Here is a 14,325-nt window from a genome sequence, read left to right on the forward strand (position 1 = left end):
TCAGTAGGGCGTTTTTGACTGCGCCATCCAGGGTTTTTCTCTGGAACTCTAAGAAGACGAGCAAAACGAAGGGACGCGGCTTTAGTTCGTCCCGTAGTATCCTCTTAGAATCCCCCGCGTTTTAACCGGGGGAGAAGTCAATCCCAGACAGCTAGAGGATACTCCTTAAGCGCCACGCTAGCTACAGGATTGATGGTTCACCGTATCCTGAGAACCGTGGTGTACTCAAACCAAAACTGATTACCGCTCTTAGTATTCAGGGCTGAGGTGGAGCCAAGATGCAATCCCCAGCTTCAACGAAGTGACGCCTCAAGGCGCAACGGAGTAAGTTGGGGTAGTTGAAAAACTCGAATTCATTATTTTTTCTGCGCCTGATAGGTCAAAAACTGTTGAAAAGCTCCCACCGTTTCAAAATGGTAAGCGGGCAATAAGGGATTGATGTTAATATCTGTGCGGTAAATGCTGAAAATTATCCAATTTTGTTGTTCTGTCTGCTGGTCAATAATTTGCTGGATTTGGGGGCGTCCCGTATCCACGAGGGATTGGCATTGACGCTTGAGGAATTCTGGATCGGGGTTGAGAAACTCCAATTGCTTGGGGGTTTGAGTGCAGACTTCATCTTTGAGGTAGGTGCTGAGTTGTTCAACGGCGTACTCCTCATAAGACTCCTTACCCGGATTCGTCAACGCTAGTCCAACTCCTAGCACAACTAACGCCGTTCCACCCAAGACTGTAATAATTTTTAATGATTTCATGTCACTCAGTCAAGCTTCCATTGGTTATGACTTTCCCCTCTAGCTTATGAGTTCCGGTAAATTACCAATAAATACTGGTGCAACTCCCAGACTTGATGCTATACTAATAAACCGTATGGCGAGCGTAGCCAAGAGGTTAAGGCAGTGGATTGTGGTTCCACCATTCGTGGGTTCGAGTCCCATCGTTCGCCCTAGTTTCGGCGATTACTACCTAGGGCTTCCCTAAAGTTTCCCTAAGATAGACGGTTTTTTAGAGCGTAGTATAGCCGATCTTAACTAAAATTCAGCCAACAGAGGCTTCCCTAAAGCTTCCCTAAGAACTATCTGGGGGGGCTATAACAATATGAACTGGCGACCTCTCCGGTTTCGTTATCTATGTCCGTGATCATGGCGCGAACACATCTTGTCTTTGCAGATGGAACTCGCTTAACCATTCTCCCGTCCCCGTTGCTCCTAAGGAATTTTACGCTGGGATCTATTAACGTTAATACTCGATCAAAGAAGTCAATACCTATCTCTCTTGACTTAAACGCCCCCCAGGTCGCATTTTTTCGAGGAAACGTTGACCCCCCATCAAGTGAAAACCGAACAGAGTGAGTAAAAGATCCTCTTTCCCAGATTAATCCATCAAAATCAGCCCAGGACAAATCTGTTCGTGGCTGGGGTAACGATATCCGCCAAGAACTATGTCCGAAGTACGGATACTTAAGTCCGAAATAAAGAGTGAGTTGTCTGTTGCAATCAAGCTCACCGTACTTGTCAGATGGGAGAATGACAGCAACGTTGCTACTATCACAAGCTCGTTTTCCAATTTTATCCATGGCGCTCGCTATGGATACCATTTGATCAGAAATCCCTTTCAAACCCTTTCCTGTGTACGGAAAAACCTCAGGGGGTATCTGCTCTTGGCAGTTTGATAGCTCTATTTCTCCATGGAATTCGATGCAAACACATCGGTTAATTGATTCCACGATAGCTCCAACCGAGCTTATTGCGGACAAAATAGCCGCAACATCAACATTTACTGGTTCGGCAGTTATTTGATTGTTGTTGTAGCTATTGTATGTCGTAGTGTTGTGGTAAACGTAATTGATAACATCTCCTTCTTCTGTTGTCTGAGATAGACTGCCAATTGCCTGAAAGATAGAAGTCAGCCTGGTTTGCAAGGCACTTGATTGACTGATTAGTACCTCTAGCTCCTTGCTAACCGAAGAGAGCCAGGTCGGGTTGTTTATAATAGTTACCAATAATCCCGTTTTTTGGTTTACCAAGGAAGTTAAAGAGTCACAACAAACCCCAATAGCTCCAATTAAACCAACAGAAACACTTAATATTTCCTTGGTTATGTGCTCCCTTAATGAAGACTCTATTGAGAATAACGGATTCATGAACACACTCAACCCATTTAGCAAGGAAACAGAAAGAGCCTCTATATCTACCTCTAAAGGTTTGCACACAGGACTTTCCACTGTAGAGTCCGGCGTGTGAAGGCATTTCCAAACTTGGATAACTCGAACCGCGGTCTGTCTTAACTCAACTCTTGTGTCATGAATCCGTTCTAAGATCTCAGTGACTTTAACTGATAGCAACGAATAGACTTCTTCAACTGAAAAAGAGATTACATTTGTTTTTGACTGGACATTGTTTACTTTGTTTATTATGTCTGCATTGTAGTCCAGAACAATAGAAATTTCGCTGGCGACTAAAGATTCTATGTCTTGCATTAAAGTAACAGCAAATTTGTTCAGCTCTAATTGTACATACAAAGAGATATCCGACAAATCAAGGGACACATTAATATTGTTGATGGCATTAATTAGATCTTCGCAGTGATCTCCAGTTAATTCAGGAGGCGGGGCTTTTGTGTCTGGTGTAGCTGACAATAAAACTTGCTTAGCTACCTCAAGTCCTCTTAACCTAATTTGACCTATTCCGATTGAATCCTGATCCGCAGCTACTTTTCCGCAAGGAATAAACCCCCCAATCAAGTCGTTCTGAAAGTAAGCGTTTAATTCCCCAAACCGTGAGGCTCCCGAATTAGTGTCAACGTGTTGGATCAAAAAGTCGTATGTCCGATCTATCGCTTCAATAATAGACGCAATCTGAGGATTAGTGAGACAAGGCATTATAGTCTTCCGCTTATACTATTAAGTTCTATTTTTATCTCTTCGAGTTTACTTGATATTTCATTTAATTTGATTTCATGCTTACTTAGTCTATCTTGAATGCTTTCTACTGCGGGCTTGATGACAGAAACTACCGTATTTATTTCGTACAAGGTATCATTCAGTCGCAAATAACGCACCTGAGCATTATCGTCGGCTCGTCTCAAAGAGTAAATAAGTCCATTGTTTATTGAAAGGCGAACAATATTGACAGTTTCTCCGGTTTGAGGGTCAATGGGTAATCCATTTTGGTCTACTTGTCCGGGAAAATAATTTAACTCTACTGGATAATAGCTCCCTTCGCTTCCCTTGAGGAGGATGGCATCTTGTCTGTCTATTACATACTTTAAAAGCTGAGTAGACACAGTCGGTTTATCAGCTTCCCCCCTTATGCCTTGTAAAATCTGTCTAACTTGTTTCAGTTCGATAGACCTTGTGTCGTGCAAGGATTGATTCAGAAAATCAGTAACTGTATTAATTCTACCTATATCTTGACTAAGAGAAGAAAAGCTGTCTTTAATGAAGGTGAACAACTCTCCCAGTGTTTTTAGTAATTTGTTTGTTCCTGTTCGCTCTATTTGAATAGGCTGGACTATTTCCGCTGGCTCAGGCGAAGGAGAGTTTAGTAAATCCCCTATTGTTTTCGCTTTTTGCTTAATGCCTTCTACGAGTTTTTGGTATTGTTGAGGCCTAAAATATCCTTTAACTATCCTTAATGCGCCTCCATCAAAGTATTCGCAGACTTCGCTAAATTGCGATAGGGTCGTCGTAGGCTCTGTTATCTCTGTGTTGTAAAGGTTTATTTTAACACCTTCAGGAGTATCCTCGTATTTTACCAGGTATGTTATCTTGTTGTGATATGCTGAAATGTCCTCGGACAGATAGGCTTGTAGAACCATCTTGCACCATGAAATAAATTTTGTGGTAACATTGATAAATCTATTTGAGTCTGTTATAGAAATTTCGCCTTGTGATTGAGCAAACGTGTTTTTAATCTCAAAAAAAATATTTTGCCAAAAAATTGCGTCAGCTTGAAGAGAAACGTTTGCTGGTTTAAAGCACTTTTGGTCGGGAGCAACCGGAGATGAGATAAACGGTAACTCGTATATAACTATCTCACCATCATTGAAGCCGAATACAAAGTCATGTAATTCCTTAAGGACGGGTGGAATCTCGCTTGCTAGTAAGTTAATAGTTGAGATCTGCTGTCCGGTGTAAGTTGGCATTATCCTTTATCCTCAATAAACATTTTGTTCCTAAATTTAAATCCCTTTAGTTCTTTCTTTCTCAACAATGTGCCTATTTGCCTTACCGATAAATGATGCTTCTCTCCATATTTTTTTATAGAGATACACCTTGGTGCAGGCTCAGCTCCTTGGGAAGCACTTAGGCAGTAAGTCGTTGACCTCCTGTAATGGTTGTACGTTCGTCGCTTCATGTCTTTGAAGTTTAAGTTACACGATGACATTTTACCAGAAAAACCGATGAATTGACGTACAGTGAAGATGCACCGAAGCACAACACTTTATGTTTAACTCCCTCCCAACAGCCCATTATCCTGGTTTCCTTAGCGACGCAACTGGATTGACTTTTGTTTATGCAGACTTGGTTTTTCCCGACACGGCGGGAACGATGCAGCAGCTTTTAACTGCCGCTGAAGCTTCCGGAGATATTCGGAAAGTGATTCGAGCCATCAATATGTCTTTTGGATATAAAGTCACGCAACTCCCAGACGCAGACAAACCAGTGCGAATGAGTTTAAGCTTGGCAAATCCAACAACAACGGGATTACCAACTGGATCGACTAATTTGCTACGCCGAAATTTTTCTGGATTTTTTGATGAATCAGTTGACCCTACATCTATTGACGTGGCAGATGAACCTGCATAAAGAGCGTCCCACTTTGCATAAGACATTACCTAAAGTGATGTAATCGCAAAGGCTCTGCTTTCTAGTTAGATTAGGTGAAATAATGGCAAAAGAGGTAATCTCGATTATCAACACTATCGCGTATGTAGACGATTTCGGCGAGTCTTTGTCGGCAGGGTTGGTAACTGCCCGTCTAAAAAAACCAACGTGGATGTCAGACCAAGTACTTGATACATTATTAGCCGCTTTTGGGTTTCGGCGGATTGGAGATGACGAATCTTTCCCTTGTAGTCCTGGGTCCGGCTATCGTTATCGCCGCATGACTTTTGAAACCATTCAAGGGTCTTTTTCTCTTCCGTTGGGGGACTCGTCGCCAAACGTTGAAGCAGTCCAAGAGCAAGTAAACGCTATCAAAGCAGTTCGTCAAGTTCTTTGCTTAAGAAAAGAAGGGGAAAGAAAACTAAACGTATATAACGAGCTAAGGAATATTACGACGGATGTTACACCAGGGACTAGAGCTATATCTTCTGGACCAGGTAGCAAGTATTCTGGGAAATACCAGTATAGAGACGATGCAAATATAATTCGGCTTCTATCTTTTGGAGTTGACACAGAGAGAGTGGGGCAGCCGCCCGCCATCTTGGGAGACACTTGGGCTACTTGTGCCGGAACTGCTTTGCAAGTTCGTTGTGCGGGAACCAGTTACATCAAGCCACGCCACTTTACTTTAACTACCCTTTGGTCAGGGGGGGACCAAAAACACAAAGTCCCTCACGCAACTTCAACCGTTGGTGAAAACGTTTTTGCCTGTGGACGAGCACTTGCCAACCTGGAGTCGGCGGCATGCTTGGACTACGAAGGGGAAAGCGACAAGCTTTTCAATCGGACACTGGGCATAGAACTGTAAGTTGTCGTGGCATCTTGCACTTATTACTCAGACTTAGTCCAGGTATTTTATCTTGTTTCAGCGGTGTATCGGCAAAGTGTAGTTACCGATGGGGTTGACAACTATTCAATCACCGACATTGTTCCAGCTCAAATTGCAAAAAACGTTGACACTACTAAGAAAGGTGGGTGCAGTTTACCTTTAACTCCGAGGCTGATTACTATCACGGATTTAGTTAACTCCGAATGGCAGTTTACGATCCCATTCAAGCCTTACTCGGAGACATGGTACACCTTCTTGGATGAATTAAGAGATAATCCGGCAATAAAAGCTTATGTCATTCGCGGTGAAATCGTAAAATTTGACAGATTGAATCAACTTGTTTGATGGCTAGTTACAAGTACCGATCGCACAAGTTTGAGTATTATGCTGATGATGGAGACATTTACATCCGGTATCAACGGGAGTACTTAGACCCAGACGGGCAACCATTGACCCCCATAACGGAAACGTTTAACTCAGCTAAAATTCAAGATCCAGCGAAAATTGACCCATTCAGCAAACAGCCCAGAAAGGTTTTAGCTTACGTTAAGAACCAACTCGTCGATCGCAAATATTCAGAAATGTCGGCTTTCCTTCCGTATGCTCCAGGGGATGCTCGACTGAAACAACACATAAGGGAAATCTTAGACCATGATCGAGTGATTTGTGGCGATTACCACGGTGAGGTTTATCAAAAAGGATAATGCCATTAACAGTAACCACCCGTAGAGTCTTTAATCAAAAGATGAACCCAGGCGCGATAAATCGAAGCGATCGGTTTATTGGAGCCGATTTCCTCTATATAATTGCTCCAGATTTTGCAGGAGAGATTGAAATAGATGCTTTTCTTCAGGTGTTCTTGCCAATTGGGACACAAAGGAAGATTCAATTAGAGTCGCCATCCATACTGGCATTTGTCAACCAGGTAAACACTGAGACGGTAACTCGAATTCCTGCTGAATTTAAGGGGTATGAGATGGAAGTCGTGTTAGCTCCCAGTAGTGACGATTTCCTAGAGGTGTGGGTGTCGGGGTCCAATAGTCCTTGTGATGATTTAGAAGAGCAACTAGACCGCATTGAAGGCAAAACGGATCTCTGCATAGCCGCCAATATCATCAAGTCAGTTGTAGACATAGTATTGAATGGCGTGTTTGATGGAGTGATCGCCGGCGTGGCTAAAGAAATTCTGGGTCCTTCTGCCCGGAAATTATTTAAGATCTTGAATCCACTTGAATCAGGTTCTCCGATCTGGGTAGACATCTTGCCTAGTTTGCCCGAGCTGCCTGAAGTTATTAACCAGGCAAGTTTTGAAACCATTGTTCAGCCCGGTTTTGAATGGCAACCCCCTTTCGGTTACCCAGAACACCATATTGTAGGGTGGTCTGATGGAGGCATTATCAATGAAGTAAAGGTTAGAGAATACTTTTGATGCTGAGGAATTTGAATCCCGATTTATCTTCTAGAATAAGTGAATCCTTGGGAACTAAGGGAGATGCAGAACCTCTTGCTTCTACAGAGGGAAGTTACTCTTTGATTTCCCTAGTTAAAAGGGTCGTTAGCTTGTTGTCGGTGCCGGCTAAAGCTAGACGGCTATCTCTTCTCTTGTCCCCAGGAATCTCTTCTGTTTTAGTTCCCGCCGATTGGGGGACAAGGGAGATTCTTGTTTACAACGCTGGACTTGCAAGTGCGTTCATTTGCCTGGGGTCGGAACTTGCAACAAAGGATAGTTCTAGTTACTCCCTCCGCCCTCAAGTTTTGGTAGTAGAGTCATTTTCTGGCATCATTAGCGCGGTCTCTGATCAAGAAACTCGATTAATTATAACGGTGAAATCATGAACGTTACAATTGAAAAGATTAGTAAAGGCAAATTTTTGCTTACGTGGGAAGACTTTCCAGAGGAAGAACTCAACTTGGATTTCAACCCCTTCGTGAAGCAATACAGCTTAAATAGTGGAGTTATCCTCCATTGGCAAGCCCGCCCAAAGTCAACAAAGACCAAGCAAGGTAGATGTTGGGGTTTCTACGATGTAGCAAAAGATGTGTATTTCGCCGGGGTGGCAAGCGAGATTCCGCAATTCAAGGTAAACCGATGCCAATTACTAGACATACCCGAACATAAGCTATCTTCCGTCCCCTCCGCTGTTGTTCTGTTTCCCTCAATGACGGCACATCAGTCCGAAAATTTGATTTTCATAGAGTGACGGTATGAGCAATGAACGAAACCGTACACGAGATAAAATTTAACAAGGAAACAAGACGATTTCCGGACGGTATGACCATTTTTGTCGGACGCGACGCTCAGTGCTCAATACAAATTAATGATACTGGAGTTTCCCGGGTTCATGCGTACCTAGTATTTTCAAGACACGGAAGTTACTTAGGCAATGGAAACCCTTTGACTCAAAAACCGTCAAAAAATGGCATCTTCATGAAAGGGGTGTTTTACAGGGGGTTAGACATAATTCCGTTACGAGCAAATGAAGAATTTCTTATAGGAAGCACGACTTTTTTCTATAAGAAACTGCGAATGGATACAAGCAAAGGAAAAGGCGATGAAACTATCGGGCTGGAGGATACTACCTCTTAGCGTTTTTTGGTCAGTTGTGCTATACACAGTCTACCAATATGTTAACGTAGATTTGGGGTTGTTTTTAAGCCTAAACAGTTTCATCCTTTTTCTCAAGTCCGAACAAGAAAAGCAAGCGAACCAGCAAGACTCAAGAATCGACAAACTGGAAACTGCGACGGTTTCTCGCTCAGAGTATTATGAGTTGTTGTTTGAAACGGTTAAACTAAAAGCCGCCTTAGATTTGCTAAGAAGAAATCCCACGGAGACGACAACGGAGACTGTATATGAAGATCGGAGTCAAGATGAAGGCGATGGATAACTGTATAATTGGTGATGTTACCTTGACAGACCAAGAATTGCTCTATTTGTTTAGGATTGGGAATTTAAATAAACCCGCTGGAATCATAGACAATTCTAGTAACGAAGTACTCGTTAGAAATAGAGCCAGTGTTTTACAGTTGAACGAGTGGAAGACTAGGATAAGCCACACAACAAGTTTGTGGCAAAAAGGGGTATTGAATGACCTGCGAGCAGACATCTTCAAAGTCAAGGATGGGGAAGGATTTAATCGGGAGTATCAATTGTCTGTGCCAAACGTAGGACTAATCTTTTTGCAAGAGCATTTTACTCGGATTACGTTTAAGGGAAGTGTATGTCGAGTCTTTGAGCAAATAGATTGTAGAATTGCTAAATCTTGAGGAAGAAGCAATGAACAAAGACGAATTCAAGATAGCCGTAATTGCCTCGACACTAGGGAGCGCTCGGATCGCCCGGATCTTGAATACTTATGGAATCGCCAATCGAATTCGCTTGGCGGTTGAGATGACGGATAGGGCGTGGAATTTTATAGACAACGATAGCTCTTTTCTCTTGTTGACTTACGCTTCATTGCTAGGCTCAAAAGGACATGAAGTCGGAGTCACCACCGACCAATACGAACCTTTGTGGGAGGAAGCGAAGGAATTAGTAGCTAAGTCACTAGATCTGCGAGATGAGTGGGAGTAAACCCTTAGTTCTTTTAATCAATGCCAATTTTTTACGGACCGTCGTCTTATTTCGCTGATCACGAATTTGTTCCCCTAGCTTTAGATTTAACAAATCCGTTCCAGCCGATAGCCACCTACCCAGAGGGACGGAACCTGCTAAAAGTGCAGATAGAGTCCCTGTCAATAACAGAACCTGGTACAGGGAATCAATTAACCGAAGCCGCTGTCGATATTGAGTTCCCGGCAATTGCGGACGGGGATGAGGGCTTGATAAAAATAACAAATTTGCCAGGTACTACTGGATTGAATTTAAATGGTTTCAAGCAAAGTAAGTTGACAGTCGGAGACTTTGAGGTAAACAAAGTAGGGACTACCTTACTCCGATTCAGCTATACTGATGGCGTATTTTTCTTCTCGACGATTAGCGAAGCGCCAAGAAGTGCCACTGAAAACAGAAAAATTGAACTCAATGTCCGAATCACCGGAAGCGACGAGTTCGGGTCTTTGACAAATGACTTCAAGACTCCAAATGGGGCTTTGAGGTGGGTTACGAAATATGCCCCGTATACGAGTGACGAGATTGCATTCTCTACTGATTCACCTATCGATTCGGTTACGATAAGAATTCACTGCCCAGAGTCAGGAGAGGCATTTGTTTCCTCCTTGCACCTTCCAGATTTACCGCCCATTGGAATTCGGCTTTTGGGGATACCGAATAGCTTCGGGCAGCAACCTATAATTGATTCCTCGACAGTCATAACTCAATTCAACAGGGGCTTATATAGTCGAAATAGTCAATATATAACGGTGGAAAATGTTCATTTTCGGCACAATAGAATGATTGTGGTCGTTACCAGAAACTCTAGATTGTTAATGGTTAACTGCACTCTAGAGTTGCTGGCTTCAGTATCTGCGGTTATTCTTGTCAGAGAATCTTCCCTGCATATCGCTGGGCGATTATACTTGATATCACCTTTCCCTCAGCAGACTTTTTGCGATGTTTCTGGAGCGGGTGGCTCTATCCGCTTTTACCAGACTGTTGGAACGAGCACGAGCAACAAGAACGTGGGTCTGTCTATTGAAGCTGAACCAATTCAATTCGATCGCATCCTGTCGGCGAACAGTTTCAGCGAAATCATCATCAGTGATTACTTAGATGGAAATAGCGCTGGCAAGGAAAGGTACTTAAAGGGGACGCTGTATTCCTCTAACCCGACGAACAGCATCGGATTTAGTTCAAGGATCATAAACAACTCCACGAAGTTCCCTTAGGCGATCGGTCCGGCTGACCAGGATACTATGCTCATTCAGGAAAAGTTTTGCTCATAACCCTCCCTACCCTCCCTATCCCTTGTGCAGTAAGGATTAAAGGCTTGTTTAAACCCTCCCTAGACTCAACGCCAACCCTCCCTAGCACTTGCCTCGGTTTTTGCTAATTTAACCCAAAAATGCAATCATCACTTAAGAGTGATGATTCTTTAGACTTTTACTTTGGACTCTGTACAAAAATAATCAACGGAAAATCAATGCTTTCAGCTTCACCATGAAGCTGAAAGGAGCGCGATCGCGGTCGCGTCCTCTCCACGTTTAATAACCACCGGGATATAAAACAGCGGCTAAAACGCTGCCTTTGATTGAGGTAATGACATGAACAGAATTCCATTGCTTAATTACGGCGACAAAAACATAGAAAACATTGGCACTGTTGGTTTTTTGGATAAATTCGACTACACGCCCAGCAAAAACTCTATCGGACATTGGCGCAATACTCATCCTGATATCGAGGTTAGCTTGGTCTATGGCGTAGTTTTCAGCTATTATCCCAACGAGCGATCGTTTTCCCTGGGGCATGGTGAACTGCTACAAATCAAATCCCCCAGCCTCACCCGATGGTACAAGCACATCGCTGGAAATGTCGATGTTGATCGATTGGCGATGCCTATGCAGGCAATCCTTGACTGGGATGAAGCCGTTCGACCTATGCCTCGTCAGGTACACTGGCGAGACTTGAAATGGTTTGAACCAAGCTACTCAAGTTACCCAAGGATTGAGAATTTTACCAGGGAGGAATTAGGGGAAGAAATCAAGCGGCGATTAATTCACGAATTAGGACGGTGGCTGACCCAAGACCGGAAGCGCCAGGGGGTGATCGCCCCCGGTTGACCATGCCAACAAAGCAGACTACAAGGGTAGGGAGGGTTGGTGTTGAGTCTAGGGAGGGTTTAAACAAGCCTTTAACCTTTACTGCACAAGGGATAGGGAGAGTAGGGAGGGTTGTGAGCAAAACTTTTTCTGAATGAGCATAGTATCCTGGTCAGCCGGAGCGATCGCATTTACTTGTGAAGCCTCACCCGATGACGTGGCTCTAGCTCTAGGTCTTGTTGCCATTCTTCCAAATCGGTGGCTAACACAACTTCTACCAAAAAGATGCGCCACGGCACATCCCATCGTTTTTCCAGAATCTCTATTGCTTCGTCTGGGTTCGCCGCCGCCACCTCCCACCCATGGATCTCGAAGTCAAATGGGTCTGTCAATGTTGGCGGATACTTTTGGTAAATAGCAACCCACTTCATTTGTCTCTCCTATATCTCAACTTTTTACCAGAGCGCCTGGAGGTGGTTCTATGTCGGGTTCGTCGGGAATAAAGTCGATAGTCACGTTAACCTGCAATCGGATTTTCCCTTCTCTCCATCCGCCGCCAGTTGTCCTGAGCAAACGGCAATCAACCCCTTGTTGTAAGCTGATGCAATGTCCCTTAAATCGATCCTCTACCAGTTTTGCTATTGTGAGTCCTTCGTTGAGATCAGGGTTAGAGCGAATATCTGGAAACACCCCTGAAATAACATCATCTTCCTTGAACCCAGACAGTTCTACGGTAGTCATGGTATCCTTGTACTACGAAGTGAATTTCTAATAATCAACCTTCCTGCTGGGGGCGGGAAGGTTTATTTATCTTCTCACAACGTAGCGTCTTATTTTTCCAACCCTCTCAAATTCCGAAAAGTCAGACCATGGGTTCTAAGTAAATCTTCTATTTCACAAATCTGGTCAAGAGAGAACTTTATTGACTTGTGACGCCCGGACTCGTACCGGGCGATCGTATTCTGAGTGCTACCGATCGCCTCTGCAAACTCCCTTTGGGACATTCCTAGTACATCTGCTCGGAACTGCTTGAGACTCAATTTCTTTCCCGGGGGTTGCTTTTTGTCAATCATCCATGCTCCTCAAGTTTTGAAACGTCAATCCATGAGATTGGAGGAGCTTTTCTATTTCACAAATTTGCTCAATAGTGAATCGAAGCGTTTTGTGCAGCCCCATTTCGTATCGAGCCACGGTATTGCGAGATACACCAATTACCTCGGCGAACTCCCGCTGACTCATTTTTAAGATCTCTACGCGAAACTGTTTTAAGCTCAATTTCCCCTGGGGGTTGTTTTTTTCTGGAACTGGGTCTATCATAACAAAAGTTGCTACGAAAACGTAGCAGTCAAAGACGAGGCAAAAGGGAAGATTGCGCCCTGGACAGGAGTTCTCCCCTTTTGCATTTCTTAGATTACACCCAACGCCTCTCGCTTGAAGAAGGAGGTTAACTATCTGGCGGCGGGTGTGTACAAGCAAACCATAAACGCCTTTAAACGGGCGAGTTACAGCAAGTAAACGGCGCTGACGACCATCACCGCCAGCGCCATTCATTTATTCAAGTCATGAAAGAAGTGTTCCGCCGCACAACCCTGCGCTTAGTGCATGGGCGTTCTTCGGCATCGCAAAACTACCCGAATCAGGAGAAAACAACCATGGAACCCATTCTATCTCAAGCCCTATCTCAACTATTCGCCGCCGCTGGGCAGGCGATCGCCACCGAACTGGTGTCCCAACTCTCAGACCCCCAGAAACTCGAACAAACTCTGACGAGCCTATTCGGCGGCGGCTGCCACGATAACGTTGATGTCGCTCAAGACGCGCTCGACGCTTACCAGGCAGGACACTTATCTAAAGACCAATGCCTGCGAATTGTCCAGATCTGTTTAGAGAAGAAGCACCCAGGGAAGACGATTGACATCGAAACCCTAGAGGCGCTCCTCGTCAAATAAATACCGAATAGAACATTGGAGCTTAACCCTCCAATGTTCTCATTTTACCATGAGAGTCAATGACATGAAATCCAAGGAAAACCCCCACGTAATTGCAGCAAAACAAGCCACAGGCTTCGGCAAATTCAGTCCTTACGTTGAGCGACTAGGTGGAACATTGGAGCGCTACTCCACACACCTTTACGGAATACGAACCAATCGCCACTGGGTAACTGGCACAAAGGAACAAATACTGGAAATTGTTCACCATTTCATCCTTGAATACAACCATGAAAATTAAAAGACTGCACTTCTCGATCCGCGCTTCATTACACAGCCATGACAACAGTGAAGAAGTAGGATTTACTGTCGATATAGAAGATGGAGAGAAAATGTCCGATGTAGTTGCCGAGCTTCGAACACGAGCATTGGCAGTCATGGGCGAATCAACCAACTCCCTTTATGAGCAGCGGCAAAAGCTGCACTATGATGTCGAGCGACTGACAAGAGAGTTTGAAAGGGTTCGGGCGGACTATGAAACTGTCTCCAACTTCCTAAAGGCGCAAGGAATAAATATCGCCGACATGCCAACTGTTCACGCCAAATTGATTCCTTCTACAACCGTACACGAGGTAACAGCCTATCTTAACGAAAAGGATGAAGACGAAGACGAAGGAGCTGAATACAAATGGTGAAGCACTCAGAATGGCTAAAGAACAAGATTTCCCAGTCACACGGGAGGCAGGTGATAAGTGAAAAGCAAGAGACCAGCGTCTTATATTACAGCGGCAATCCATGGCGTATCACCATGAGATTTCAATACGGTGAGGTTAAAACCATTGGTCGTTACCCAGACAAAGCTCAAGCGATCGCTCATTTGGGCAAGTTTCGTCGGTGGCTACCCGATTTCGAGTTCTACCTGACTTATAGTCCAGTAGAACCATTCCCAACAGTTCAAACACATCAGTAATAATCGCGGGGGG

The 14,325-nt window shown here is 44.1% G+C and carries 22 protein-coding genes and 1 tRNA gene; 16 read left to right on the forward strand and 7 right to left on the reverse strand.

From position 1 onward, the window contains the following. Positions 1-356 precede the first annotated feature (356 nt). A complete protein-coding gene (locus tag RIM23_RS09935) occupies positions 357-755 on the reverse strand; it encodes a DUF4359 domain-containing protein (protein WP_446359334.1) in 399 nt (132 codons plus the stop codon). A 118-nt stretch (positions 756-873) separates the two neighbouring features. On the opposite strand from RIM23_RS09935, the gene RIM23_RS09940 reads away from it, so the two are divergent. Then, a tRNA-His gene (locus tag RIM23_RS09940) sits at positions 874-946 on the forward strand. A 129-nt stretch (positions 947-1,075) separates the two neighbouring features. Here RIM23_RS09940 and RIM23_RS09945 read toward each other — a convergent pair. Beyond that, on the reverse strand, positions 1,076-2,881 hold the full coding sequence (locus RIM23_RS09945; protein ID WP_446366624.1) for a hypothetical protein: 1,806 nt from the start codon (positions 2,879-2,881) through the stop codon (positions 1,076-1,078). Then, on the reverse strand, positions 2,881-4,146 hold the full coding sequence (locus RIM23_RS09950; protein ID WP_446366626.1) for a hypothetical protein: 1,266 nt from the start codon (positions 4,144-4,146) through the stop codon (positions 2,881-2,883). The genes RIM23_RS09945 and RIM23_RS09950 overlap by 1 nt, the downstream gene beginning before the upstream one ends. A gap of 358 nt (positions 4,147-4,504) precedes the next feature. On the opposite strand from RIM23_RS09950, the gene RIM23_RS09955 reads away from it, so the two are divergent. From RIM23_RS09955 to RIM23_RS10005, 11 genes are all read left to right on the forward strand, one after another. Next, positions 4,505-4,810 (forward strand): hypothetical protein, encoded by a 306-nt coding sequence (locus RIM23_RS09955; RefSeq protein ID WP_446366628.1) that lies wholly within the window; start codon positions 4,505-4,507, stop codon positions 4,808-4,810. Positions 4,811-4,892: 82 nt separating this feature from the next. After that, positions 4,893-5,696, forward strand: a complete 804-nt coding sequence (locus tag RIM23_RS09960) for a hypothetical protein (protein WP_446366630.1) — start codon at positions 4,893-4,895, stop codon at positions 5,694-5,696. A gap of 365 nt (positions 5,697-6,061) precedes the next feature. Further along, positions 6,062-6,421, forward strand: coding sequence for a hypothetical protein (locus RIM23_RS09965; RefSeq protein WP_446366632.1), 360 nt, complete (start codon positions 6,062-6,064; stop codon positions 6,419-6,421). Next, entirely contained in the window at positions 6,421-7,146 is a 726-nt protein-coding gene (locus tag RIM23_RS09970; protein ID WP_446366634.1) for a hypothetical protein, read from the forward strand. The genes RIM23_RS09965 and RIM23_RS09970 overlap by 1 nt, the downstream gene beginning before the upstream one ends. 403 nt (positions 7,147-7,549) lie before the next feature. Further along, positions 7,550-7,918: a hypothetical protein gene (locus RIM23_RS09975; RefSeq protein WP_446366636.1), complete on the forward strand. Its 369-nt coding sequence runs from the start codon at positions 7,550-7,552 to the stop codon at positions 7,916-7,918. A gap of 11 nt (positions 7,919-7,929) precedes the next feature. Next, positions 7,930-8,304 carry an FHA domain-containing protein gene (locus tag RIM23_RS09980; protein WP_446366638.1) on the forward strand — a complete coding sequence of 125 codons (375 nt, stop codon included), beginning with the start codon at positions 7,930-7,932 and terminating at the stop codon, positions 8,302-8,304. Positions 8,305-8,320: 16 nt separating this feature from the next. Beyond that, complete coding sequence (locus RIM23_RS09985; RefSeq protein ID WP_446366640.1) at positions 8,321-8,605, forward strand: hypothetical protein; 285 nt, start codon at positions 8,321-8,323, stop codon at positions 8,603-8,605. After that, on the forward strand, positions 8,598-8,984 hold the full coding sequence (locus tag RIM23_RS09990; protein ID WP_446366642.1) for a hypothetical protein: 387 nt from the start codon (positions 8,598-8,600) through the stop codon (positions 8,982-8,984). The genes RIM23_RS09985 and RIM23_RS09990 overlap by 8 nt, the downstream gene beginning before the upstream one ends. 10 nt (positions 8,985-8,994) lie before the next feature. Continuing rightward, on the forward strand, positions 8,995-9,291 hold the full coding sequence (locus RIM23_RS09995; protein WP_446366644.1) for a hypothetical protein: 297 nt from the start codon (positions 8,995-8,997) through the stop codon (positions 9,289-9,291). A gap of 20 nt (positions 9,292-9,311) precedes the next feature. After that, positions 9,312-10,544, forward strand: a complete 1,233-nt coding sequence (locus tag RIM23_RS10000; protein WP_446366646.1) for a hypothetical protein — start codon at positions 9,312-9,314, stop codon at positions 10,542-10,544. Between the two features lie 375 nt (positions 10,545-10,919). Then, complete coding sequence (locus tag RIM23_RS10005; protein WP_446366647.1) at positions 10,920-11,435, forward strand: hypothetical protein; 516 nt, start codon at positions 10,920-10,922, stop codon at positions 11,433-11,435. Between the two features lie 170 nt (positions 11,436-11,605). Here the strand turns inward: RIM23_RS10005 and RIM23_RS10010 are convergent, their stop codons facing one another. From RIM23_RS10010 to RIM23_RS10025, 4 genes are all read right to left on the reverse strand, one after another. Then, the gene (locus tag RIM23_RS10010; RefSeq protein WP_446366649.1) at positions 11,606-11,845 is read right to left on the reverse strand and encodes a hypothetical protein; all 240 of its coding nucleotides are present in this window, start codon (positions 11,843-11,845) and stop codon (positions 11,606-11,608) included. 16 nt (positions 11,846-11,861) lie between these two features. Beyond that, positions 11,862-12,155: a KGK domain-containing protein gene (locus RIM23_RS10015; protein ID WP_446366651.1), complete on the reverse strand. Its 294-nt coding sequence runs from the start codon at positions 12,153-12,155 to the stop codon at positions 11,862-11,864. Positions 12,156-12,244: 89 nt separating this feature from the next. Continuing rightward, positions 12,245-12,487, reverse strand: a complete 243-nt coding sequence (locus RIM23_RS10020) for a helix-turn-helix domain-containing protein (protein ID WP_446366653.1) — start codon at positions 12,485-12,487, stop codon at positions 12,245-12,247. Beyond that, positions 12,480-12,965 (reverse strand): helix-turn-helix transcriptional regulator, encoded by a 486-nt coding sequence (locus tag RIM23_RS10025; RefSeq protein ID WP_446366655.1) that lies wholly within the window; start codon positions 12,963-12,965, stop codon positions 12,480-12,482. The genes RIM23_RS10020 and RIM23_RS10025 overlap by 8 nt, the downstream gene beginning before the upstream one ends. Positions 12,966-12,976: 11 nt before the next feature. On the opposite strand from RIM23_RS10025, the gene RIM23_RS10030 reads away from it, so the two are divergent. From RIM23_RS10030 to RIM23_RS10045, 4 genes are all read left to right on the forward strand, one after another. Continuing rightward, the gene (locus tag RIM23_RS10030) at positions 12,977-13,363 is read left to right on the forward strand and encodes a hypothetical protein (protein WP_446366657.1); all 387 of its coding nucleotides are present in this window, start codon (positions 12,977-12,979) and stop codon (positions 13,361-13,363) included. Between the two features lie 64 nt (positions 13,364-13,427). Beyond that, entirely contained in the window at positions 13,428-13,643 is a 216-nt protein-coding gene (locus tag RIM23_RS10035) for a hypothetical protein (RefSeq protein WP_446366659.1), read from the forward strand. Then, on the forward strand, positions 13,633-14,037 hold the full coding sequence (locus RIM23_RS10040) for a hypothetical protein (RefSeq protein ID WP_446366661.1): 405 nt from the start codon (positions 13,633-13,635) through the stop codon (positions 14,035-14,037). The genes RIM23_RS10035 and RIM23_RS10040 overlap by 11 nt, the downstream gene beginning before the upstream one ends. A 113-nt stretch (positions 14,038-14,150) precedes the next feature. Next, complete coding sequence (locus tag RIM23_RS10045; RefSeq protein ID WP_446366663.1) at positions 14,151-14,312, forward strand: hypothetical protein; 162 nt, start codon at positions 14,151-14,153, stop codon at positions 14,310-14,312. Positions 14,313-14,325: the final 13 nt, after the last annotated feature.

This window comes from Coleofasciculus sp. G3-WIS-01 (assembly GCF_040223135.1).
Taxonomy (GTDB): domain Bacteria; phylum Cyanobacteriota; class Cyanobacteriia; order Cyanobacteriales; family Coleofasciculaceae; genus Coleofasciculus.